The organism is Anatilimnocola floriformis (assembly GCF_024256385.1).
GTDB classification, from domain to species: Bacteria; Planctomycetota; Planctomycetia; order Pirellulales; family Pirellulaceae; genus Anatilimnocola; species Anatilimnocola floriformis.
Window position 1 is genome coordinate 2,520,298 of sequence record NZ_JAMLFW010000001.1, and the last position, 19,641, is coordinate 2,539,938.

The 19,641-nt window shown below is 57.7% G+C and carries 19 protein-coding genes and 1 tRNA gene; 10 read left to right on the forward strand and 10 right to left on the reverse strand.

Annotated features, from left to right (window positions below):
- The first annotated feature begins 48 nt into the window (after window positions 1-48).
- On the forward strand, window positions 49-615 hold the full coding sequence (locus M9Q49_RS09770; protein WP_254508540.1) for a hypothetical protein: 567 nt from the start codon (window positions 49-51) through the stop codon (window positions 613-615).
- A 311-nt stretch (window positions 616-926) separates the two neighbouring features.
- Here M9Q49_RS09770 and M9Q49_RS09775 read toward each other — a convergent pair whose 3' ends face one another.
- Window positions 927-1,919, reverse strand: a complete 993-nt coding sequence (locus M9Q49_RS09775; protein WP_254508541.1) for a ZIP family metal transporter — start codon at window positions 1,917-1,919, stop codon at window positions 927-929.
- Window positions 1,920-2,063: 144 nt separating this feature from the next.
- Here M9Q49_RS09775 and M9Q49_RS09780 point away from each other — a divergent pair, with 144 nt between their 5' ends.
- From M9Q49_RS09780 to M9Q49_RS09790, 3 genes are all read left to right on the forward strand, one after another.
- Window positions 2,064-2,552: a DinB family protein gene (locus M9Q49_RS09780; RefSeq protein WP_254508542.1), complete on the forward strand. Its 489-nt coding sequence runs from the start codon at window positions 2,064-2,066 to the stop codon at window positions 2,550-2,552.
- 157 nt (window positions 2,553-2,709) lie between these two features.
- Window positions 2,710-6,285 (forward strand): PVC-type heme-binding CxxCH protein, encoded by a 3,576-nt coding sequence (locus M9Q49_RS09785; protein WP_254508543.1) that lies wholly within the window; start codon window positions 2,710-2,712, stop codon window positions 6,283-6,285.
- A gap of 44 nt (window positions 6,286-6,329) precedes the next feature.
- Window positions 6,330-7,241, forward strand: a complete 912-nt coding sequence (locus M9Q49_RS09790; RefSeq protein WP_254508544.1) for a hypothetical protein — start codon at window positions 6,330-6,332, stop codon at window positions 7,239-7,241.
- A gap of 32 nt (window positions 7,242-7,273) precedes the next feature.
- Here M9Q49_RS09790 and M9Q49_RS09795 read toward each other — a convergent pair whose 3' ends face one another.
- From M9Q49_RS09795 to M9Q49_RS09805, 3 genes are all read right to left on the reverse strand, one after another.
- Window positions 7,274-8,251 carry a hypothetical protein gene (locus tag M9Q49_RS09795; protein WP_254508545.1) on the reverse strand — a complete coding sequence of 326 codons (978 nt, stop codon included), beginning with the start codon at window positions 8,249-8,251 and terminating at the stop codon, window positions 7,274-7,276.
- A 94-nt stretch (window positions 8,252-8,345) separates the two neighbouring features.
- Entirely contained in the window at window positions 8,346-8,672 is a 327-nt protein-coding gene (locus M9Q49_RS09800) for a hypothetical protein (protein WP_254508546.1), read from the reverse strand.
- A 458-nt stretch (window positions 8,673-9,130) separates the two neighbouring features.
- Window positions 9,131-10,324 (reverse strand): Gfo/Idh/MocA family protein, encoded by a 1,194-nt coding sequence (locus tag M9Q49_RS09805; RefSeq protein WP_254508547.1) that lies wholly within the window; start codon window positions 10,322-10,324, stop codon window positions 9,131-9,133.
- A 340-nt stretch (window positions 10,325-10,664) separates the two neighbouring features.
- Here M9Q49_RS09805 and M9Q49_RS09810 point away from each other — a divergent pair.
- Window positions 10,665-10,737, forward strand: a tRNA-Asn gene (locus M9Q49_RS09810).
- Window positions 10,738-11,106: 369 nt separating this feature from the next.
- Here the strand turns inward: M9Q49_RS09810 and M9Q49_RS09815 are convergent.
- Window positions 11,107-12,051 (reverse strand): hypothetical protein, encoded by a 945-nt coding sequence (locus tag M9Q49_RS09815; RefSeq protein WP_254508548.1) that lies wholly within the window; start codon window positions 12,049-12,051, stop codon window positions 11,107-11,109.
- 517 nt (window positions 12,052-12,568) lie between these two features.
- Here M9Q49_RS09815 and M9Q49_RS09820 point away from each other — a divergent pair.
- Window positions 12,569-13,477, forward strand: a complete 909-nt coding sequence (locus M9Q49_RS09820; RefSeq protein WP_254508549.1) for a peptidoglycan-binding domain-containing protein — start codon at window positions 12,569-12,571, stop codon at window positions 13,475-13,477.
- Window positions 13,478-13,727: 250 nt separating this feature from the next.
- On the opposite strand, the gene M9Q49_RS09825 is transcribed toward M9Q49_RS09820, so the two are convergent.
- Entirely contained in the window at window positions 13,728-13,913 is a 186-nt protein-coding gene (locus tag M9Q49_RS09825; protein ID WP_254508550.1) for a hypothetical protein, read from the reverse strand.
- Window positions 13,914-13,967: 54 nt separating this feature from the next.
- Between M9Q49_RS09825 and M9Q49_RS09830 the strand changes: the two genes are divergently transcribed.
- On the forward strand, window positions 13,968-14,414 hold the full coding sequence (locus tag M9Q49_RS09830; RefSeq protein ID WP_254508551.1) for a hypothetical protein: 447 nt from the start codon (window positions 13,968-13,970) through the stop codon (window positions 14,412-14,414).
- Between the two features lie 63 nt (window positions 14,415-14,477).
- Window positions 14,478-14,714, forward strand: coding sequence for a hypothetical protein (locus M9Q49_RS09835; protein WP_254508552.1), 237 nt, complete (start codon window positions 14,478-14,480; stop codon window positions 14,712-14,714).
- 355 nt (window positions 14,715-15,069) lie between these two features.
- Here M9Q49_RS09835 and ypfJ read toward each other — a convergent pair whose 3' ends face one another.
- The 3 genes from ypfJ to M9Q49_RS09845 all read right to left on the reverse strand — a co-directional run bounded on the left by ypfJ (window position 15,070) and on the right by M9Q49_RS09845 (window position 17,190).
- Window positions 15,070-15,945 carry a KPN_02809 family neutral zinc metallopeptidase gene (ypfJ, locus tag M9Q49_RS09840; protein ID WP_254508553.1) on the reverse strand — a complete coding sequence of 292 codons (876 nt, stop codon included), beginning with the start codon at window positions 15,943-15,945 and terminating at the stop codon, window positions 15,070-15,072.
- Window positions 15,946-16,182: 237 nt separating this feature from the next.
- On the reverse strand, window positions 16,183-16,467 hold the full coding sequence (locus M9Q49_RS35965) for a DUF4326 domain-containing protein (protein WP_390843710.1): 285 nt from the start codon (window positions 16,465-16,467) through the stop codon (window positions 16,183-16,185).
- A gap of 60 nt (window positions 16,468-16,527) precedes the next feature.
- On the reverse strand, window positions 16,528-17,190 hold the full coding sequence (locus tag M9Q49_RS09845) for a hypothetical protein (protein ID WP_254508554.1): 663 nt from the start codon (window positions 17,188-17,190) through the stop codon (window positions 16,528-16,530).
- Window positions 17,191-17,345: 155 nt separating this feature from the next.
- Between M9Q49_RS09845 and M9Q49_RS09850 the strand changes: the two genes are divergently transcribed.
- Both M9Q49_RS09850 and M9Q49_RS09855 read left to right on the forward strand, forming a co-directional pair.
- Window positions 17,346-18,422, forward strand: a complete 1,077-nt coding sequence (locus M9Q49_RS09850; protein ID WP_254508555.1) for a YcjF family protein — start codon at window positions 17,346-17,348, stop codon at window positions 18,420-18,422.
- A 421-nt stretch (window positions 18,423-18,843) separates the two neighbouring features.
- Window positions 18,844-19,383: a response regulator gene (locus M9Q49_RS09855; RefSeq protein WP_254508556.1), complete on the forward strand. Its 540-nt coding sequence runs from the start codon at window positions 18,844-18,846 to the stop codon at window positions 19,381-19,383.
- A gap of 10 nt (window positions 19,384-19,393) precedes the next feature.
- On the opposite strand, the gene M9Q49_RS09860 is transcribed toward M9Q49_RS09855, so the two are convergent.
- Window positions 19,394-19,633 (reverse strand): hypothetical protein, encoded by a 240-nt coding sequence (locus M9Q49_RS09860; RefSeq protein ID WP_254508557.1) that lies wholly within the window; start codon window positions 19,631-19,633, stop codon window positions 19,394-19,396.
- Window positions 19,634-19,641 lie beyond the last annotated feature (8 nt).

Consider the following 19,641-nt stretch of genomic DNA (forward strand, 5'->3'; position numbering starts at 1 on the left):
GCCAAAGTGGCTAGGTTGTGGGCAGGTCTGTGGAGCGAGGCGCGACGCATGCGAGATGACAATTCCGACGTTCCGAACGCGACCGGCGGAACGCCCAAACCAATCAATGAATCGGCGGCCGAAGAAACGGAAGCCGAACGCGAGGCCCGCTATCAGCGCGCCATCGCCGAAGCCCTCGCGGTTACCGAAAACTCAGTGTTCTCGCAGCCCAAAGTGGTGGCCGATGATGCAGCGGCAATCGCTCCGGCCAAATTCTCGCTGCGCGAAATGTTGATTTTGACCACAGCGCTGGCGGTTGTGCTGGGTTTGCTTCGGAGCTTTGACCTCTGGGGCGGACTCGTTACTTTTATCGCCGCGATTGCTTGGGGAAATTGCATTTACCCCTGTTGGCATCCCAAAGAGCCGCGGCGGCAAGCGACGATGTTCGATTCGATCTGGGGCTTGCTCATGCCGCTGATCTGCCTGGCCTGCGATCCGCTGGTCTTTCGCGATACCGATCTGCGAATCGAACTCGGCGGTCACTCGCTGCACGATATCCAGTTTGGAATCGCCGCGAAACAATGGCTGCTTACTGCTTCATCGTTTGGCAGGTGGTGGTCCTCGCCATCTGGCTGATAGGACGAGGACGGCTCGCGCGCCTCGCGGGCTTCTTTTTGGGGAGCTTCGCGGCAGCCGTCGTTTTCACCGCCCTGCTGGGAGTGTTTTTGCTCATCCCTGCGTTCCTAGGAATGATTTATTACGGAATTGGCTTGATGGGTTTCACGCCGCTCTTTACTTGTCGTGTATTCGGTCAGCGGGCGCGCGAGACGCTTCAAGTTCGCGACCCGTTAGTCCCAGTTTGGATGTTCTGGCTGTTTGTTTTGGTCGGCTTTTTGTTTTCGCTGTTAGTCCCGTTGCAGATCGCAACGCTACTGCGAATCGCCGGCCTATCGCCCGTTGCCGTCGCTATCTTTTGAGTGCGAATGATCGTGCTGCTCGATCTTCGGCGGTGGTTGCTGCAAGCTGTGCGTATGGGCCGGTTCAAACTTGCCGATGACCCATGCCAGCGCGACACCGATCAGCAGCACCACGGTGAGCGGCAGGCGATCGTGCGCGTGAAACGCCAGTTCCGGCAGCAGATCGGCCAGCGAGATGCAGAGAAACACGCCAGCCGAAAACGCCAAGGCACAACCGACGACCAACGTTTGATATCCACCCAGTCCACCGCTACCCGCCACAAAGGCAAACGCGCCGATCGGGCACATCAGGGCAAAGAGAATGTTCGCCAGCCAGGCCTGTCGTCTGGTCCAACCGCCGGCCGCCATCAGCGAAGTAATGCTCAACGCATCGAGCGGTTTGTGCAGCGCCACGGCGAGGAACGTTCCCAGCCCTGCCAGCCAATGCGCGTGCAACATCTCCGCCTGCACTGCGGCGCCGAGGGCCAGGCCATCGATGAGCGTGTGCAACGACAAACCAATCGCCAGGCCGACCCAACTAAAACGATGCGCCGAATCGCCAGCCGCTTCCTTCGCGCCGAGATGCAATAGCGGCTCGTGACCATGCCCATGATGATGATGGCCCACGCCGTGGTCGTGATCGTGTTCGCAGTGTGGGCCGTGGCCGACGTCACTCGTATCGCCATGCTCGTGCGCGTGGACATGAAAAACGCGAATCAGCATGAACATGCAGAGCAAACCAGCGAGCAACCAGATAGCCGACAGGTCGAGCGGCTGCGCGATCGTCTTGATGCGGCCCAATTCGTACACGCCGTGCGGAAAGAGATGGAGCACCGCCACGCCGAGCATCAGTCCGCCGACAAAGCTCATCAGCAATTGCATTTGCCGGTGCGTAAAACGGACCAGCCACGGCAACGCTCCGCCCGAGAGCGAGGCCAGCACGATGAAGATGCAATAGAATGTCAAGAGCAGATACGTTGCCATTCGCAAATCATAGTCAAAAGGGCCCCGCACGGGCAGGGGGCATTGTCAATTCACCGTCAGTTTTCACGCCGCTCAACCGTGCTAACATAATCGCCGCGGAGGATGTTCCGCAGCCGAGTCTGGACAACGATCGCAAAGGATTTTATGAGCACTCTCCACTCCATCATCGCCGCCCTGCAATTCAATCGCCCGCGCACGCTCGCCTTGCTCGACAAGATCGAGCAAGACCCCAATCCGCAAGCCGCGCTCGGTTATCGCCCCGGCCCAGGCCGGGCTCACATCGCCTGGCAACTGATGCACATCGGCATCACCGAAGAGCTCTTTGCCACCGAACGGCTGACCGACAAAAAACCGGCCTATGCCGAGCTCGTGCCGCGCTTCAAAGGTGGCAGCACGCCCGACGACGATATTCCGACCGCGGCCACCATTCGTCAGGTCCTCACCGAAAGCCGTCAGCATTTGCTCGCCACGCTCAGCACCTTTGGCGATGCCCAACTCGGCTGGATGCCGCCAGCCCTCGCCGAACGGAAGCTCTCGTTCCTCGACGTGCTGCACATTCTGGCCTGGCACGAAGGCCACCATCAGGGGCAAGCTCACATTACGTTTAACCTCTACAAGAACCGCCCCGCCTAATTATGATGCTGTTTCCCCGCCAGTCTTCGCCCACAGTCGTCGATCGCTCCCGCGATCGATGATTGGACTCAACGCTTCAATCCACCGCCAAAGTTTTCAAAAATCCCACCCGCATTCATCGATCGCGGAGCGATCGATGACTCTCCCTTGAGGTTCTATGGCCCGGTCTCTCCTTGGCATCGCGCTGCTACTCGTTTCTCTGTTGCCCAGCGTCGCCTCCGCGCAAAAGTGTCTCGCTCCCGACTTTCAAGTCGACCTGATCTATTCGCCACCGGACATCGAGCATCCCTCGGTGGTCACGTGCGACGACGCCGGCAACTTGTACGTCGGCGAAGATCCGATGGACATGCGCGGGCCGACGACGAAGCACATCGACCGGATCATTTTCATTCGCTGGGACAAGGAAACGGGCAAGCCGATTCGCACCGTCTTTGCCGAAAATCTCGCTGCCGTGTTCGGCATGGCCTGGCACGATGGCGCGCTGTATGTGATGCACGCTCCGCTCTACTCGGTGTTTCGCGACACCAACGGCGACGGCGTGGCCGATGAACGAAAAGACCTGGCGAGCGGCTTTGGTCCGCCGGCGGGTGTGTTTGGTTTCAACGATCACATTGTGACCGGCACGCGACTGGGCATGGATGGCTACGTTTACATTTCGGTCGGCGACAAAGGCATTCCGAAAGCGACCGGCGCCGACGGCAGCACCATTACGCTCGAAGGTGGCGGCGTGGCCCGCATGCGACTCGATGGCACGCGGCTCGAAGTGGTGACCAGCGGCACGCGGAACCATCTCGATGTGGCGATGGACTCGCTCGACAATATCTTTACCTACGACAACACCGACGACGGCCTCGGTTGGTGGACGCGGTTCACGCACCACGTGCCGAGCGGTTACTACGGCTATCCCTACGATTATTTGAAGCACGCCGAACGTCACTTGCCGCGGATCAGCGAGCACGGCGGCGGTTCGCCCGTCGGCGCCGCCTGCTATCGCGAAGCGGCCTGGCCCGCAAAATTTCAAGACGCTGCCTTCCATTGCGAATGGGGCAAAGGCAAGGTGCAGGTCTTCTTCCCGAAGCGGAAGGGCGCGACCTTCGAAGCCACGATGGAAGATTTCCTCGTCAAAGACCCGGCCAGCAAGGAAGATTTCCGCCCGCAGGATTTGTGCTTCAGCCCCGACGGCAAGCACATGTACGTCGGCGATTGGAATTTTGGCGGCTGGACGAATCCCAAAGTCTGCGGCCGTTTGTGGCGCGTGACTTACACGGGTAAAGAAGGCGGCAATCCCGCCGCACTCGATGCCGATCCGTTCAAGTCGCTCAGCAATCCGAACCATGCGATCCGGATGCAGGCGCAGTGGAAAGCCTCGAAGCAACCCGGCGCTGCCGACAAAACTCTGGCCATTTTGAATGACGTCGGTGCTGACAAGTTTGCGAAGATCCACGCCCTGTGGATTGCCAACGACATCGCCGAAGCCAACGCTTCTTACGATCCACTGCCGGCTTTCCAAAAAGGTCTCGTCGATAAAAATGCTGACGTCCGCGCGCAAGCCGCGCGAGCCATCGGCAATCGCAAGCTCAATGCCGGGGCCGAGTCGCTCGTGAAGGAGCTGAGCGACGAAGACGCCGCGGTCCGTTTGAATTCCGCCATCGCGCTCGGTCGCATCGCCGCTCCCGCCGCGGCCAAGCCGTTGTTCGCCGAACTCGCCGATGAAGACGCCACCGTTCGTCACATTGCCATGCAATCGCTTCGGCAGATCAACGATTGGAAACCGGCCAAGGAAATTCTCGATAGCGACAATACCACGCAGCGCAACGCGCTTCTGGTCACGCTCACCGGCGTCTACTCCGACGATGCTGTCGCCGCGCTCGCTTGGGCTGCCGAAAACGCCAAGCATCCAGAAGTTCGCGCTGCCGCTGTCGAAGCGATCGCCGAAGCCCACCACAAAGCCGATCCTTACGAAAAAGGCTGGTGGGGCACACAACCCGCCAAGGGCAAACCGGCCCGCAGCAAGATTCATGATTGGTCGGGCACTTCGCAAGTCCTCGCCACTGTCCGCACTGCGTTGACCAGCAAGGACGAAGGCGTTCGCCGCGCTGCCTTCAAAGTCGTTGGCGAAGTTCGCGATCCCGCCGCGCTGCCGATCGTGGCTGGTTTTGCTGCCGATACGAAGCTCCCTGCCGATCTGCGTCGTGAAGCGCTGCAAACGCTCCTCACCAACAAAGCACCCCAAACCGTCGACACCGCGAAAGCCATCGTCGGCGATGACAACAGCCCCGCGCCGCTCCTGGCCGATGCCTTGACCGCGCTCGCGACTCTCAAGGCCAAAGAGGCTCTCCCCTCGGTGCAAAAGCTCCTCGTCAGCAAGGACGTGGAAGTTCGCGCCAAAGCCATCGACGCGGTCGCTCGCATGGCGGGCTCGGCTGCCGTCGAATCGATTCAGCAAGCGCTGAAAGACGAATCGGCCGACGTTCGCAAAGTCGCCATCCGTGCGGCTGGCGAAGCGCAGATCAAGGAAGCCATTCCCGCGCTGATCGAAATTTCGACACAAGCCGATCTGGAACAAGACGTCGCCGCGTCCCTCGCGCTCATGCCCGACAAGCGCGCGGTCGGCCAATACCTGCAAGGCCTGAGCAGCAAGAACAACACCCTCCGCGATGCTTGCCGCACGGCCCTCACCGCGCTGAAGATCGACATCAAGGACGAGATCATCGCTCGCCACAAGGCGAACGAACTGACTCCCGCGATGCGCCGCGAACTGCAAGGCGTGTTCGCCGGCCCGACGCCGATCAGCACCTGGTACTTGCTCGGCAGTTTTCCCAAAGACAAGGGCGAGCCGAAGGTCGATCTGACCAAGGCCCCCGATATGTCGCATCCCGTCGTGCTCGGCGAGAAGTCGCTCCAGTGGAAAAAAGTCGAGACCAAAGATCCCGTCGGCCGCGTGCAACCCGGCCAACATGTGAAGCCGAGCGATAATGTGTGGGTGCTCGCTTACACCACGATCGAAGCCGACGAAGACAAGTCGCTGGAGTTCCTCATCGGCAGCGACGATCAGGCCAAGCTCTACGTCAACGGCGAGAAGGTCTATGAGTTCAACAACAACCGCGGCTGGAACGGCAACAGCCTCGACAAAGGCCGACTGACGCTAAAGAAAGGCAAGAACGACGTCTTCTTTCTCTGCGGCAACGATGGCGGCCCGTGGGATATGGGGTTGTCGCTCCGGTTGCCGAACAAAGAGTTTGCGTTCCTCTACGAGAACACGCCGAAGCAACTCGATCCTGAGGTCTATCGCGACTTCGCCGCCAAGAACAAAGGTGACGCTGCCCACGGCAAGACACTGTTTTTCGACATGAAGGGCGTCGGCTGCGTGAAGTGTCACGCGATCGCTGGCCAAGGCTCGAAGGTCGGCCCCGAGCTTTCCAACATTGGCGCCAAGTATCCGCGCGAAGAACTGATCCGCAGCGTGCTCGAACCCTCGAACCGCGTCGCCGAAGCCTTCCGCGTGACGACGGCGTTGCTCGCCGATGGTTCGGTCAAGCAAGGGATCATCAAGACCGACAATGACCAGGTCCTCGAGCTGATCGACGTCGAAGGGAAGACCATCAGCATTCCGAAAGCCGACATCGACGAGCACAAGACCAGCAACCTCAGCCTCATGCCGAACGGCTTGAAGGATGGGCTGTCGCTGCAGGACTTTGCCGATGTGATCGGTTATTTGGAGAGCTTGAAATAAATGCAGAAGGTAAAACGCAGAATGCAGAACAATGATCAACGCTCATGCACGACGAACTGAAGGTTGAGAACTTCCTGTTTAGTGAAACCCATTTTGCGATGCCCGATTGGGATCGCATCGGTGAATGGGTGGAACTCTACGTCGAGAAAGAAGATCAGTTCAAGGCCTGGACCGAACTCGCCCTGCAGTGGTTGCATTTAATCAACGAGCAATTTGGCGATCGGTATCAGATTTTGGAGACGAAGCACTTCCTGCTCTTCGGCTTTCCCGGAGAAGTGCGTCTCAGTTCACTCGGCTCGCATGCCGAAGATTGTCGTCGCGGCCTGCAACAGAATCTGCCCGGTTTGGCGAAATTCACTACGCCGGGAAAGACACCGATCCTGATCTTTGCCGGCAACGATGCATACTACGCGCACGTCGCCGACTATCACGGCGATGGTGAGTACGGCGGCTCGTCGGGCATGCACATCCGCAACAGCTACAGCCATGTGGCGATGTTGCAGATCCTTGGGAACGACCTCTTTCAGACGTCTGCCCATGAATTGACGCATGCGGCGCTCGCGCATTTGACGTTGCCGCTGTGGATTGAAGAAGGACTAGCACAACTCTTCGAACACGACCTAGGCAACAAGCAGTTCTATCTCAATCCCAAGGACGTCGGCGAGCAAAAGGCATTCTGGCGGGCCGAAGGCCTGGAAAAGTTCTGGTCGGGCGATGGCTTTAGCAGCCCCGGCGACATGCAGAAACACTCCTACCAACTCGCCGAGATTCTGTTGCGGTTGCTGCTCACCGACTATCAACCGCGCTGGTTCGGCTTCGATCAATCGCCGCTCCGCAAGCTGATGAATTTTCTGAAGTACGCCAATCGCGACGATGCTGGAGAATCGGCAGCGCAGATGCAACTCGGTCTCTCGCTCGAGGACATCGCAGCGAAATCGCTGGGACGTCAGTCGTAAGCGTGTTGCGACAACGGTAGCCGCCGAAGACTTCACGTATCCAAACCATTCCGCTGATCGATGAGTCGCCGCGCTTCCTGCTTCAGTGCAGCATATCGCGCCACATATTCGCGGCACCTCGTCTCTGCCGTGGCGGAGTTTAACTTTACCGCACGTTCACCCTTACCCGTGAATTCAATCCACCGCGAATCGGGATCCTCGATCTCGCGCTTCCCATCGAAGCGCACCGTCACCTCCGGGTACTTGGCACGAATAACGTCGGCCGGAAGATGCGCCCGAATGTCCGTTGGCGGCAGAGCAATGTACCGGTAGGCGACCGTGTGGTGCGGGCCCCATTCGGCCCCTTCTACTCCGCGTAGCCCTTCTTCGAGCAGCGCGTATTCCGCGGTCGCTAAGTAGGAGCTGTGCAATTTCAATTTCTTCAGTTTCTTGAGACTCAAGGCAGGGAGCAACGCTGGGTACGCTTGCTTGGTAATCATCTGCCACAGGCAGAGCACTTCCAGCATCGGCAAGCCGCGGAGAAATTTGAAGTTGTCAATCGGTTGCTTCCAGTCGAGCGTTCCATTAATCGCGAGGTAGCGCAGATTTTCCACCCCCGACAAGCCGCTAAAATCAACGACCCGCCGCAGATTCTCGATGTGCAGCGCCCGCAATCGCGGCAAGCTTTGCAGGGGCGACAGATCCGTAAAACCAGAAACGTACTCGAGGACCAACTCTTCCACGGCAGTCAGCCCGCGGATGAACTCGATCGTCTTCACCTTCGCGTGCGTGACTCGCAACCGCTTGACCGAACGCAACTCGCCGATGGCAGCGAGCTGTTCGTGAGTCGGCTCGTGCAGCGTTAGCTCAACCAGACTCGGCAGCGTCAGTGCTCGCGACCAATGCTGGTCTTCCTTGCCGATGGTGACCGTCGTTACTTCCCGGCTCCCCATCGGCACGTCGCCGATGCGATAGGCATGCCGCTCCCGATTCGGCACGATCGTCCAATAGTCGCCATCACGATCCAGCATGTCTCCGAAATGGTGCAGCACGCCAAGCCTGCCTTTTTCGAATCGCGTGAGGTTGCGTAAGAGCGCCCGTGGAAGTTTCGCGAGCGACATCATCCTACGATTCGTCTTCCTCGCCTGTCCACGCATGAAACTCGCCGAATTGCACCTCACCGAGTTTCCGCGCCGCCTCGACGAGCTCGAGCCCTTCCGAATTCGCCGGGTTTTCCCATTCGACCTCGGCGTCGTCAACGCACCACTCAATATCGACCACCTCGTATCGCAACGTCGCGAGCGCCGCTCGAATGGCCTTCACGGCGAGACGTTCGTTCTTGGCGCTGACATAGCAACGGACACAAGCGCCGGCAATTTTCTGCGGGTCGAGCTCGCAGCCAGCCAGCGGCTTCACTTCCGCGAGCGCGACAAAAACGGGTTTGTCACTCATGGCCGGTGGCTCTCAAAATGTCCGGCGTAGGCGTATCCCGAGTCGCAGATTGCGTCGGACCTGAGTTGTCAATCCTACCGCCCACAATCGCTCAAGTGCTTTCCGCTCTTTGGCAATTTACCGACCAGTAATTTGACTCACCGACCGGCTTTGTGAGAGGCGATGACCGGGATGGGGAGATGCTGCGCGCGTTGCGAATAACAGCTCAATGCTGCCGCTCTGCAGTAACTGGGAATAAAGATCTGCCAAGACCACGAGGAAGTCGGCATGAGTCGTTATGCTAGCGTTGTATAGAGGTTATAAAACGCTCGAAAAGGGTTATAAAAGGTTATAGAAAATGGCATCTATAACCCCTCAATAATTGCGCAAGTCATTTTTCAGGAAAGACTTGCGGCGTCATTGAAAAAAAATCGCAGGGGTTATATAACCTTCGCCCGAAGACACCCCCAAACGAGTGTCTAGCGGCGAGCCAGCTTGTGCTTCAGCGGCAGCCAAGCCCCGCCTTGCTTGCTCGATTCGACGGCTTGCTGAATGAAGTACATCCCTTCCACACCATCGTTGATGTTCGGGTAGATCGTGTTGACGGCTTCGAACGGCTTGCCGGCGGCGCGGAGGATCATGTCGTCGTAGGCGCTGCGATATACGTTGGCAAAGGCCTCAAAGAAGGCTTCGGGGTGACCGCTGGGCAGACGGCTCGCGGCACCGGATTGGGCACCGATGTACGGGCCGCCGTTGCGGGTGTAGAGCTTGTGCGGCTGGCCGTTTTGGCGGAAGACTAGCGTGTTGGGCTCTTCCTGCCGCCATTGGATGGCACCCTTCGTGCCGTCGATTTCGATCGACAGGTCGTTCTCGCGGCCATGGCTGATCTGCGAGGCGGTCACGCAGCCGAAGCCACCGTTTTCGTACTTGATGAGGGCCGTGCCGTAGTCATCGAGGGCGCGGCCTTGTTCGAAGGTTTTCAGATGGCAGCTGATCTCGGCTGGGAGCAGGCCGGTCATGTAACGGCCCAGGTTGTAAGCGTGCGTGGCAATGTCGCCGAAGCAGCCAGCAGCGCCGCTCTTCGTGGGGTCGGTCCGCCAGGCGGCTTGCTTTTGATCGCTCGATTCCAGACGCGTCCGCAACCAACCTTGAATGTAGTTGCTACGGACGGCGTTGATTTCGCCGAGTTCGCCAGCGAGGATCATCTCGCGAGCCTGCCGCACCATAGGATAGCCCGTGTAATTGTGCGAGACGGCAAAGACCACGCCGCTCTTGGCGACGATGGCAGCTAGGTCTTCGGCTTGCTTGAGATCAAAGGTCATCGGCTTATCGCAGATGACATTGAAGCCGGCCTCTGCGGCTGTCTTGGCGATTTCGAAGTGCGTGTGGTTCGGCGTGGCGACCGAAACAAAATCGATGCGCTGCTCAGCAGGGAGAGCCTTTTCCTTTTGCACGAGCTCATTGATCGAAGTGTATGCCCGGTCTTCGGCAATGTCGTAATCCGGCGCCGAAGCCTTGGCCCGAGCCGGATCACTGCTGAGGGCGCCAGCCACAAGCGCCGCGCGATTGTCGAGCACGGCTGCCGTCGCATGCACGCGGCCGATGAACGATCCCTGACCGCCACCCACCAGTGCCATGCGAAGTTTGCGATTCAGGGAAGCATTGGTAGCCATGGAGAGAGTTCCTGCGGGTGGACTTGTTCAATGGGTAAGAGCGGTTCGATTTGAAAGATCGATTTTTGTAGCAGAAGCCGCTGCGGTTGTCAGCCAGCGAGGCGACCGCGTGACTACCAGCGTGAACTGACCCTGCCGACACCAACTGCCGCCCGCACGGCGAACTTTTTCCGGTCGCCGGTGTCCATCCAGAAGGCGCAATCGGAAAAACAGGGCCCTGTTGCAGCGATTTTTCGGGTTGTTCGCGATGCGCGGTCAAACTGCACCGTCGGAGTCGAAAAAAGACCGCACACCAGCCTTGCCGAGAAGCGGTCGGTCAAGTAACTTAGTGGGTCTATCTTCCCCTCTAGCTCAGTTGGTAGAGCAGGCGGCTGTTAACCGCCGGGTCGCAGGTTCGAGTCCTGCGGGGGGAGCTTCTCCAAAATCCCTAACCCGTGGCTACCCACGGGTTAACGCACCACGCCGGCCAGAGAGTTTCTCTGGCCGTTCGCGTTTACTAGCGTATCTGCAAGGGTTTACGGCAACCGCAGCGATCTCTCGACGTCGCCGTTCTGCGCACCCTATTTTAGTCTGGCGGCGATCCTGCCACCACTCTCGCGAAAACTCTCTGCGCTCTCTGTTGTCCCTTGGAATTTGGTTAACGGGTTTGTCCAGTTCGGGGTACTGGTCGGGACGCATTTACTAACCGAGAGCGCCGACACCAGGAATGGTTCGAAGCGTTGGTGTAAGCAGGGAAGCTTGTTTAGTGCGGCACCATTCCATTTAGTGCCGAGTTTCCCAACTTATCGCTGGCCCGCGTCAAATTCTGCGATGAGTGTGACCAGGGACTTCTTTACTTCGCCTAGCTTTCCGACCACGACGAACATCTGGAAGCGGCGCTGGCCCGCGCCGATCCCCTGCCGGTCTCGCTCACGGAAAACACAGTTCCATTTCACAACCTTTTCCGCCTTGAAACGAAAGCGACCGTAGCCAGCTTTCTCGTATCCGCGAGAGGGCTGCGCGGGCGAAAATATTCCCATTGCATGGGACCCGTTCTCGGTGGCGAATACTACAGGGAACTCCTGCTCGCCCGGCCCATCGTCTAATTCCTCCAACGTGCCGGAAGTCGGTCGGAACTTCCAGAACTGATTGAACTCGGGAGGCATGTAACCGGTCAAAGCCTCAAACTGTGCGTAGTTGTGGCGTTCGTTTTTGGGAACTGTAAACGTGACCTCGTAGTCGATGACATTATCCAGCTTCTTATACCCGATGCGAACTCGCTTCGAGACGAGATGCTCCGAAACGACCTGATCATTGAGTGCCGGACGATCGAAAGACCTCTCGCCAGGCGCTAACCAGAACGCCATTCTCGTGGTTGTGAGCAATTCTGGACCGGCGGCAGTGATCTGGACGAGTTTGCTCGACGACGTTTCGCCAACTCCGTCCGCTCTTGAACCGGCTTCGGTAGGATTGAAGCACTCCGCCCAATACTCTTTCGCCAAAGCACAGTCGAAGCTGGCGGCGGACTGGAGTTGCCGGCCGTGGTCGTGGCTGTCGATAAACTCCTTGCCGTCCCACGTCAGCGAGTGGATCGCCCCAGCAAGGCGCTCGGTCGTTGTGATGGAGATCTCGGATGAGCCAGATCGATTCTGAATGGAGGCATTCCCATTGGGAGGCTGATGCGGTTCAGCCGCCAGCACACCCCAGCCAACCAAGCTCAACACTCCAAAGACAACACTTCTTAACATCACTGACCCTATTACCGAACCGAGGTCGAAGACACAGTTTTTAAGGCAAGAAACTGAACGATCGTCCCGTTTTGATCCAGATTAAATATTGCAAGGCCGGCATCAATTTTCCAAAGCGCGCTGTACGGTTACTCGAGCGAACCATCCTTCAATGGCCAGCAGCGCGCCGACTGGGATCCATTTTATCTGAGACAGCGGTTGTTGCGTTCGGAGTGCTGGTCGGGACGCATTTACTAACCAGAGCGCGCAAGCCAAACCAATCGCAACTTCGTATCCGACCGCTCTGGGTGGTCGGTCGTTGGTTAGCTGCTGATGACGCGACGAGCAACCTATTCATCGCGCGTTCTCCTCGAGCCATCCGTCATTGACCCCCGGCTAACTGCCGACGCACTCTGACCCCTCATTATCCTTGGCCAACGGGGATTTTCCTCTTTTTTGGTCAACTTTTCGGTTGTTCGCTCGACAATCAGAAGTAGGGGCACGCTCAGTCACTGACCACTACAAGAAAAGGATCATTATGGCTCTCAGCTCACCGCGCTTCGCCGGCAACCGCCGGCTTGAAAAGGCTGCCTCGAACAAACCTGCGATGGGCTGGGGCGAGAAGGGTGAACCGGTCCGGGTCATCCAGCAGGCGCTCATTGACCTGGGCCACTTTATGGACATCTCGACCAAGAAATTCGGCTCGCCCGACGGTATCTTCGGCAACGAAACTTTTGAAAGAGTAAAGTCGTTCCAACGCTCCAAAGGTCTTTTCCCAGACGGCATCGTCGGCCAGCTCACCATGAAGGAGCTTGATAAGGCGCTGCCCGGGGCCGGACCCGTGCTGCCACCGTTGCCAGCGACGCCGGCGTTCAAACATAGCGTCCGTATTCACCTCCGTTCGCTGGTGCCCGATACCACCGAACCCATCTCCCGGCAAGAAAATAACGCCCGGATGGTCTTTGCCCAGTATGGCATCCAGCTGGTTACCGTCAGCGGCCAATCGCTGGGGCTGACCGCGGCCGAGCAAACGATGTTCGAAGACGTCAACGTCGGCGAGTGCAATCTGAACAAGTCGGGTCTGAGCTCGGAAATGACGGCGCTGCTCGACAAGGGGCTCCAGGGTGTCGGGGCCAACGAAATCGTCGTCTTTATCGCCAAGAAGATCACCGACAACAACGGCAAGGAAATCAACGGCTGTGCCGAGCAAGACGCATCGAAGCGGGCGATCGCGGTCGTCAGCTCGACAGGCAGCCAGTGGACCATGGGGCACGAGATCACGCACGTGCTGCTCGAGGGATTCGACGTCGGCAACGGAGGGCATGAATTAACGGACAACGGCAATCTGATGTTTACTCCAACGTCGAGCATTACTGCCAACCCTGCGAGTCTCAGCACGGCGCAGTTGACCGCGATCCGTTCGAGCCGGTACTGCCCGGCCAACTAAGCACGATGAACCGCCAGAATGGCGGGCACCTCTGCGCTCTCAGTTGTCGCCAGGAATTTGGTTAACGGCTTTGTCCAGTCCGGGTTGTTGGTCGGGATGCATTTACTAACCAGAAAGCGCGTGGGCTGGGCAGAGCGACCGTGCCGGCCGCTTGCCAAGCAATGGTTGACGCCTCAAGTGGAGAATGGCGCTTCTTTCCCTAGCAAGTAAACTATTTGTGGTGTCGTAACCTACAGTAAGGAAACTGCCATCAGTCTTTCTCTACGGACGGTGCTGCCGCATCAACTAATCGTACCATCCGCACGATCTCGTCGATGTCTGCCACGATCCGCTCGACGATCACAGGCGTCTCGTCTATCCTCACTTGCTGAAATAGTTCTGTGAGCGCCGCCTTGGCTTTGTGCTGAACTTCGACCGGTGGGGATGCAAGAGTCATTATTGTAAAGGCATGGCTATAATGCTTCAGTTTAGCATGCGAGCAGTGCTTGGAATGACTGCACTTGCGTGTGTTATCGCATTTTTCGTGGCAGCGGCGCTGGCTCCCCGTCCCCAGCGCTGTTATTTGAGTGCCGTGGCGATTGTGCAGGACGATATTCGTGATGTGCGGATCTACACTGTGGCGATTCCTGGCTCTCAAAACGAAGAAAAGAGAGCGTATTACGATTTTCCGCCCCTTGGTAGCCTAGATCAGATGCTAGTGATGACCTCAACAGGATCGCGTAACCATGTTAGCAAGGCCAGGAATTTCAGCGGCCGCGCTCAGCAGTTTACGGCAGATGATGAAGCCGACTTTTTGGAAATCTCTAGATTCGTAGAAAGGCGGCTACAAGGGCGGCCCTGGGTGTTGCGTCAGCCCATGTCTTTTATGTTTGAGAAAAAGCGAGGGGGCGATGAAAAACAATCAAGGGTTTCCGATGTCTTTCGAGGTCAGCCATAGAATTTCCCCGTAACAAAAAGACCCGTTACCGACCGTGACCGTTGCGCAAGAGAATAAGTAGTTATGCCCCTCGACTCATTCGACAAACATCCGCGTGCCACGGAACAGATGACGCTTGCCGAGGCATACCGGGCGATGCTCCGCGTCTTGGAGTATTACCACGGCATGGGGACGGACTACGCGGTAGGCGCGATTTTGGGCGACCTCTGCACGGGCGTCTGGGCCGATGGCTCGCCCGGTGATCCCGCCGCTTGGTCACTTTGGCTCGACTCTGTCGATGGCAAGTTGCCCGGGGCATAACCAAACACTGCACTGGACCGGCACATGACGGTCCTTGTGATTCGATCGCTCCCGCCGGTGCAGTAGACCGAGTCGGCGAGTAAACTTCCATTGCTTCGAGAGCCGGTGCGGCCACTGATCGGCAATACGTTTTCCGTCAAACTACCCTTGTCGCTCAACGTTCTCTTCATCTGTACGCAGAACCGTCTCCGCAGCCCGACTGCCGGTTGCCGAACTCGTTACGGCAGGGCGTTCCCTTCGCAGCACGCGTGCAGTTCGCCGAGGCAACAAGCCGCTGGACACTAGTGGATCAGCGAAATTAAACAGCCCACAATTACCGCGTCGAATCCAACTTCTGGGTCATGGTGCGGTCTTGTCACAGATCCTCATACGGCATCTCAAAAATCTGCTTCAGCCTGCCGAGATCGCCGGAGCGGAGGCCCATCGTGAACCATTTGGCGCGTTGCGCAGAAGTGCCGTGGGTGAAACGCTCCGGCGAGACGAAGCCTCTCGAGCGACGCTGCAGGCGATCATCGCCGATCGCATTGGCAGAACGAATCGCCGATTCGACGTCCCCTGGCTCAATGAAATTGAACTTCTTTTGACCGTAATGAGCCCAGACGCCGGCCAAGTAGTCCGCCTGCAGTTCAAGCCGCACCGACCATTGATTGTATTCCTCGTCATTGACGACGCGGCGCTTGCTGTGCACGAGGTCGCTATAGCCCAGCAGGTTCTGCACATGATGCCCGATCTCGTGGGCGATGACGTAGGCCTGTGAGAACTCGGCTTTCGAGCCGCCAAGCTTGCGTTCGAGCTCCTCGAAGAAGGTGGGGTCGAGATAGACCGTGCGGTCGCGCGGGCAGTAGAACGGGCCGACTTCTGACGGCGCCGAGCCGCAGCCGGTGTTCACGCCGCGCGAAAACAGGACCATCTTTGGCGGTTCATATTCGGAACCTGTCTGCCGGAACTGCTCGCCCCAGACGTCTTCGGTGAAGCCCAGAATTGTGGCAGCAAACTCGCGGCTGCGGGTTTCTTCCGGCGTTTCCGGCCGCTCCTCCGCGTCGGGAGCCCCAACCGGCCGCTGGACCTCGACCTGCTGCACGACCTGCATGATCTGCCGCGGGTCAGCACCCATGCAGAGCATGAACAGTACGACGAGAATCGTTCCTACGCCCCCCAGGGCCATGCCGCCCGCTCCCATCCGCCGCCGGTCTTCCAAATTGCCACTCTGTCTGCCACCCGCCCAACGCATGGTACTTCTCCTTCAGGGAAGTCGCGGATTTGCCCGCGTTTCAAGCTTTCATCCGCACGAGGGTCGCCTGAGCAGCAATCCTCATGCCGGGCTCTCACAGCCACAAAACGGCAACGAGACCACGCGATCCGTCTCTAGCCCTGCGAAACCCGCACCGAAGTGAAATGCCAGAACGAGCGCAGCCAGCATCAAAATCGCGCCTTCGTTTGGAATCAGCGCCGGGCGACTCGCTAAGAGTCACCTATTTGCCAGTTCCAGCAAGACATCGCCATGGCAAGGCCCGGGCAGCGGGCAGAAGCAAAGCAGATCTTTGCCGCGAAGTTCATCCAGTTGCAACCGAAGTGAAATTGCCTTTGCATCATTCCCATTGATCCACTCCCGATACTTCGCGACGACGGATGCGCGATCGTGTTTGTCATCAATTGGGAAGGGATTACCCCACTTGGACGGTCGTGAGACGACTACAGCGTTCGGTGGCTTCCGCCAGCCTTTCGTTCGCTTTTGCTGAAGTCGCTTGGGCACGGCTAACTGAGATTCTCGTGGCGGCGCGATGAAGAATCATTTACTGGTCGAGAGCAGTAGCTACTTCATCTTCTCGATCTTGACTTTAAAGACTCGAAAATCTTCCGCGACGACCTTTTCGACCTTCTCTGTCGGGTAATCGGTCCTGGATTTTGATTTCTTCGCATCCCAATCGAGGTTCTTCCAATCGACGTTCAACTGCTGACTTCCCACCTTTACTTTGGCATCAGACGTGGTCGCGTAGGGTAGCCATTTCTCCAGCGGCGTCTTTCCATTCACCTTCAGCTCGCGTGCTTCGATCACATCGATGGCGTCAATCTCTTTCCACGACTCGATCTCATACCCGTCAAGCTGAAGTGAGCCCTTCCCTGGCAAACGAAACGCCCTAAACCCTTCGCCTCCGTACATGAGTACTTCGACGGCCGAGCCGCCTTCGCCCACGAAGCCCTTGCCGCCAAACCCTGGACCATCATGCTCATCGAGCGGAAAAATGCCTTTTGCAGGCAACGATCGCTCGCCCCAGTAAGGCAGCACGATCCAGGTCGGCCTCTCTTGTTTGTTCTCGATAGTCAGCCGGACACCGTGGAATTTTAAGGGCGGCTTACCATCTCGCACGTCAACCAAACTCGCCTTAACTGAAGAGTCCTCCGCCCGAGCCGCGATGATCGCGCTCAGACAAACGATCGCAAAGATCAAAACCCTGCTCGTTGATTTTCGCCGCATGTGAGTGCTCCTGTCTGACTCAGTTCGACCACTTTTCAGTTTAGCTGAGCGAGTGGCCACTGCGCTCCGGATCCTCGGCGCAGTCCTGGTGCTTTTTTCGGGGCCGGCGAGTGTAATGAAGTCTGGCCTCAATTTCGTTTCACTGGATTACGACGATGGACATGATCAACTTTGGCGGGCTCGCTAAAAATGCGCTCGAAGAAGCGCTGCGGGAGCGAGGGCATGCCAACGTGCTCATCGCCGGTCGAACGGGAGTTGGCAAGAGTACGCTGATCAACAGTGTTTTTCAGGGGAATCTCGCCACCACGGGCCAAGGGCGACCCGTTACTCAGGATACGCGAGAGATTACGAAGGAAGGCATTCCACTCTCGATCTTCGATACTCGCGGTCTCGAGCTTTCCAACTTCGCGAGTACGAAATCGCTCAGAGCTTTTCTTGAAGAACGAAATCGAGATCGCGACGAGAAGAAACAAATTCATGTCGCGTGGATCTGTATCGTCGAAGATTTGCGCCGCGTCGAGCAAGCAGAGACCGACCTGGCGGCGATGCTGGCCGAGTTCATGCCGGTCATTGCGGTCATCACTAAAGCTCGTGCGGACCAAGGCTTTCGCGCCGAGGTTCAGCGCCTGCTGCCCGCAGCGAAGAACGTGGTTCGCACTCGCTCCATTGCAGAGGAGTTCGACGACGGTCACACCTTACAGCCGATGGGGCTCGTCGAGCTGGTGCAACTCACGATGGAATTGTTCCCCGAGGGGCAAAAGCGGGCCTTCGTCGCCGCACAAAAAGCCGACTTGGCACTCAAGCGGCAGCGGTCTCACTTGATCGTGGCCACGACCGCATCGTCCGCAGCCGGAATAGGCGCCATGCCCGTGCCGTTCGCGGATGCAGCGATGCTGGTGCCGATGCAGATCGCCATGGTGGCCGGAATCACAGCGACTTATGGACTGGCGTTTTCGGATGGGTTCCTAACCACACTTGTGGCGAGCATGGTGGGCGGAACGGCAGCCACTCTCACTGGTCGCGCGATCGTCGGCAGTTTGCTCAAGCTCATTCCGGGCGTGGGGTCGGTTGTCGGCGGAGCCATCTCCGCAACAACTGCTGCTGCCGTAACGAGTGCCTTCGGTGAGGCGTATATTGCCGCACTCGACGCTCTATTTGCGAAGCATCTGGGGGAACCGCCCAGCCAACAGGAGGTTCTGGAGGAGATCCGGCGGCGACTCACTGGCAATTGAATTTGCTGGTCTGTGTAGCGGTATCCGAAACCGCGGAAATTAACCGCTGGTGCGTTGAACCCGCTCTAAGAAATTTGCCTCGACCGCCTGTCACAACTTCGGGTTGGATTTCACTGCTGCACTTCGCGCATAGCGCGGTCTGAGATACCACTGCTGCCGTCCTTGCTGGTAAGAATCTGGCGGGGAGAGCGTTCAGGGCCTATCGAATGTAACGCCTTCGCACTCGAACACCACGGCAAATCCATTACAAATCGGTTTGAATCAACTGCCGTCGGCTGGCAACAATTCCAAGGCGGGCGCAACGATTGCAGTTGAGTTGATCGACGTGTTTGAAGTACAGGTTTTGCGTTGCCTTTGCGTCATAACTGCACGAAGCGCTTGCAGTGAGACTCGGTTCAGAGCAGTCAGTGGAATGGGAACAATGTCACCTGAGGGCAGCCATGTACTTGTCATCGACGACAATCAGGATGCAGCGAGAGTTATGGCATTGCTTCTGAAAACGTTCGGATACGAGACGCGAGTTGCGTTTTCTGCAGAACAGGGGCTAAGTTCTGCGCGGTCGAGCAAACCTAAATTCATCGTGTCGGACATTGGCATGCCAGGAATGACCGGCTACGATTTAGCGAGGATTATCCGCCTGGACGAGAACTTGCGGTTCATCCCGTTAGTCGCATTCACTGCCTATTCAGAGCCAGAAGAAGCGTTTGCTGCGGGGTTTGACGAACACATCCTCAAGACAACGGAGCCCCTACTTATTAAAGAGATATTGGCAAAGATTGTCACGATGGACAAACGGCTTGAGCAATCCGAAGGGCTGATTCAGAAGCAAGTGGAAGTCATTTCCGAAGCCAGGGACGTGATGAAAGAAGTTCGGAAAGACGTCCAGGAAATGCGAGAAGAGCTAAAGGAGGTCAAGGAAGACGTCAGCCAGATCAAGAACGAAATCAAAGCAAAGGACTGAGTCGAATCCGCTAATCTGGGATTCCCTTTAATACGGCCATCTTCGCTCGTAGCAAAGTAGATTCTTCCCCATTTGCTGGCGGCGCGCCGTGAAGCAACGCGCTAGTTTTTCGAGTCCATTGGTAGTGCTGGCCGTCACCAGTTATCAAAGCAACTTGTCGATTCGTGCCGGTGTCGAACAATTCCAGATGCCCAGCATCGCCGCTCAAGGTGCGCCAAACGAAACGGTTCGCAGTAACAGACTCGCTCATCCATTCAA

What these genes read in the sequence shown, in the direction of transcription:
- M9Q49_RS09770 (WP_254508540.1), top strand. Translation starts at nt 49, where the DNA reads ATGCGAGATGACAATTCCGACGTTCCGAACGCGACCGGCGGAACGCCC.
- ypfJ (WP_254508553.1), bottom strand. Translation starts at nt 15,945, where the DNA reads ATGCGTTGGGCGGGTGGCAGACAGAGTGGCAATTTGGAAGACCGGCGG.
- M9Q49_RS09775 (WP_254508541.1), bottom strand. Translation starts at nt 1,919, where the DNA reads ATGGCAACGTATCTGCTCTTGACATTCTATTGCATCTTCATCGTGCTG.
- M9Q49_RS09785 (WP_254508543.1), top strand. Translation starts at nt 2,710, where the DNA reads ATGGCCCGGTCTCTCCTTGGCATCGCGCTGCTACTCGTTTCTCTGTTG.
- M9Q49_RS09845 (WP_254508554.1), bottom strand. Translation starts at nt 17,190, where the DNA reads ATGCGGCGAAAATCAACGAGCAGGGTTTTGATCTTTGCGATCGTTTGT.
- M9Q49_RS09805 (WP_254508547.1), bottom strand. Translation starts at nt 10,324, where the DNA reads ATGGCTACCAATGCTTCCCTGAATCGCAAACTTCGCATGGCACTGGTG.
- M9Q49_RS09790 (WP_254508544.1), top strand. Translation starts at nt 6,330, where the DNA reads ATGCACGACGAACTGAAGGTTGAGAACTTCCTGTTTAGTGAAACCCAT.
- M9Q49_RS09855 (WP_254508556.1), top strand. Translation starts at nt 18,844, where the DNA reads ATGTCACCTGAGGGCAGCCATGTACTTGTCATCGACGACAATCAGGAT.
- M9Q49_RS09780 (WP_254508542.1), top strand. Translation starts at nt 2,064, where the DNA reads ATGAGCACTCTCCACTCCATCATCGCCGCCCTGCAATTCAATCGCCCG.
- M9Q49_RS09850 (WP_254508555.1), top strand. Translation starts at nt 17,346, where the DNA reads ATGGACATGATCAACTTTGGCGGGCTCGCTAAAAATGCGCTCGAAGAA.
- M9Q49_RS09835 (WP_254508552.1), top strand. Translation starts at nt 14,478, where the DNA reads ATGCCCCTCGACTCATTCGACAAACATCCGCGTGCCACGGAACAGATG.
- M9Q49_RS09800 (WP_254508546.1), bottom strand. Translation starts at nt 8,672, where the DNA reads ATGAGTGACAAACCCGTTTTTGTCGCGCTCGCGGAAGTGAAGCCGCTG.
- M9Q49_RS09795 (WP_254508545.1), bottom strand. Translation starts at nt 8,251, where the DNA reads ATGCTGGATCGTGATGGCGACTATTGGACGATCGTGCCGAATCGGGAG.
- M9Q49_RS09830 (WP_254508551.1), top strand. Translation starts at nt 13,968, where the DNA reads ATGACTGCACTTGCGTGTGTTATCGCATTTTTCGTGGCAGCGGCGCTG.
- M9Q49_RS09825 (WP_254508550.1), bottom strand. Translation starts at nt 13,913, where the DNA reads ATGACTCTTGCATCCCCACCGGTCGAAGTTCAGCACAAAGCCAAGGCG.
- M9Q49_RS09860 (WP_254508557.1), bottom strand. Translation starts at nt 19,633, where the DNA reads ATGAGCGAGTCTGTTACTGCGAACCGTTTCGTTTGGCGCACCTTGAGC.
- M9Q49_RS09820 (WP_254508549.1), top strand. Translation starts at nt 12,569, where the DNA reads ATGGCTCTCAGCTCACCGCGCTTCGCCGGCAACCGCCGGCTTGAAAAG.
- M9Q49_RS09815 (WP_254508548.1), bottom strand. Translation starts at nt 12,051, where the DNA reads ATGTTAAGAAGTGTTGTCTTTGGAGTGTTGAGCTTGGTTGGCTGGGGT.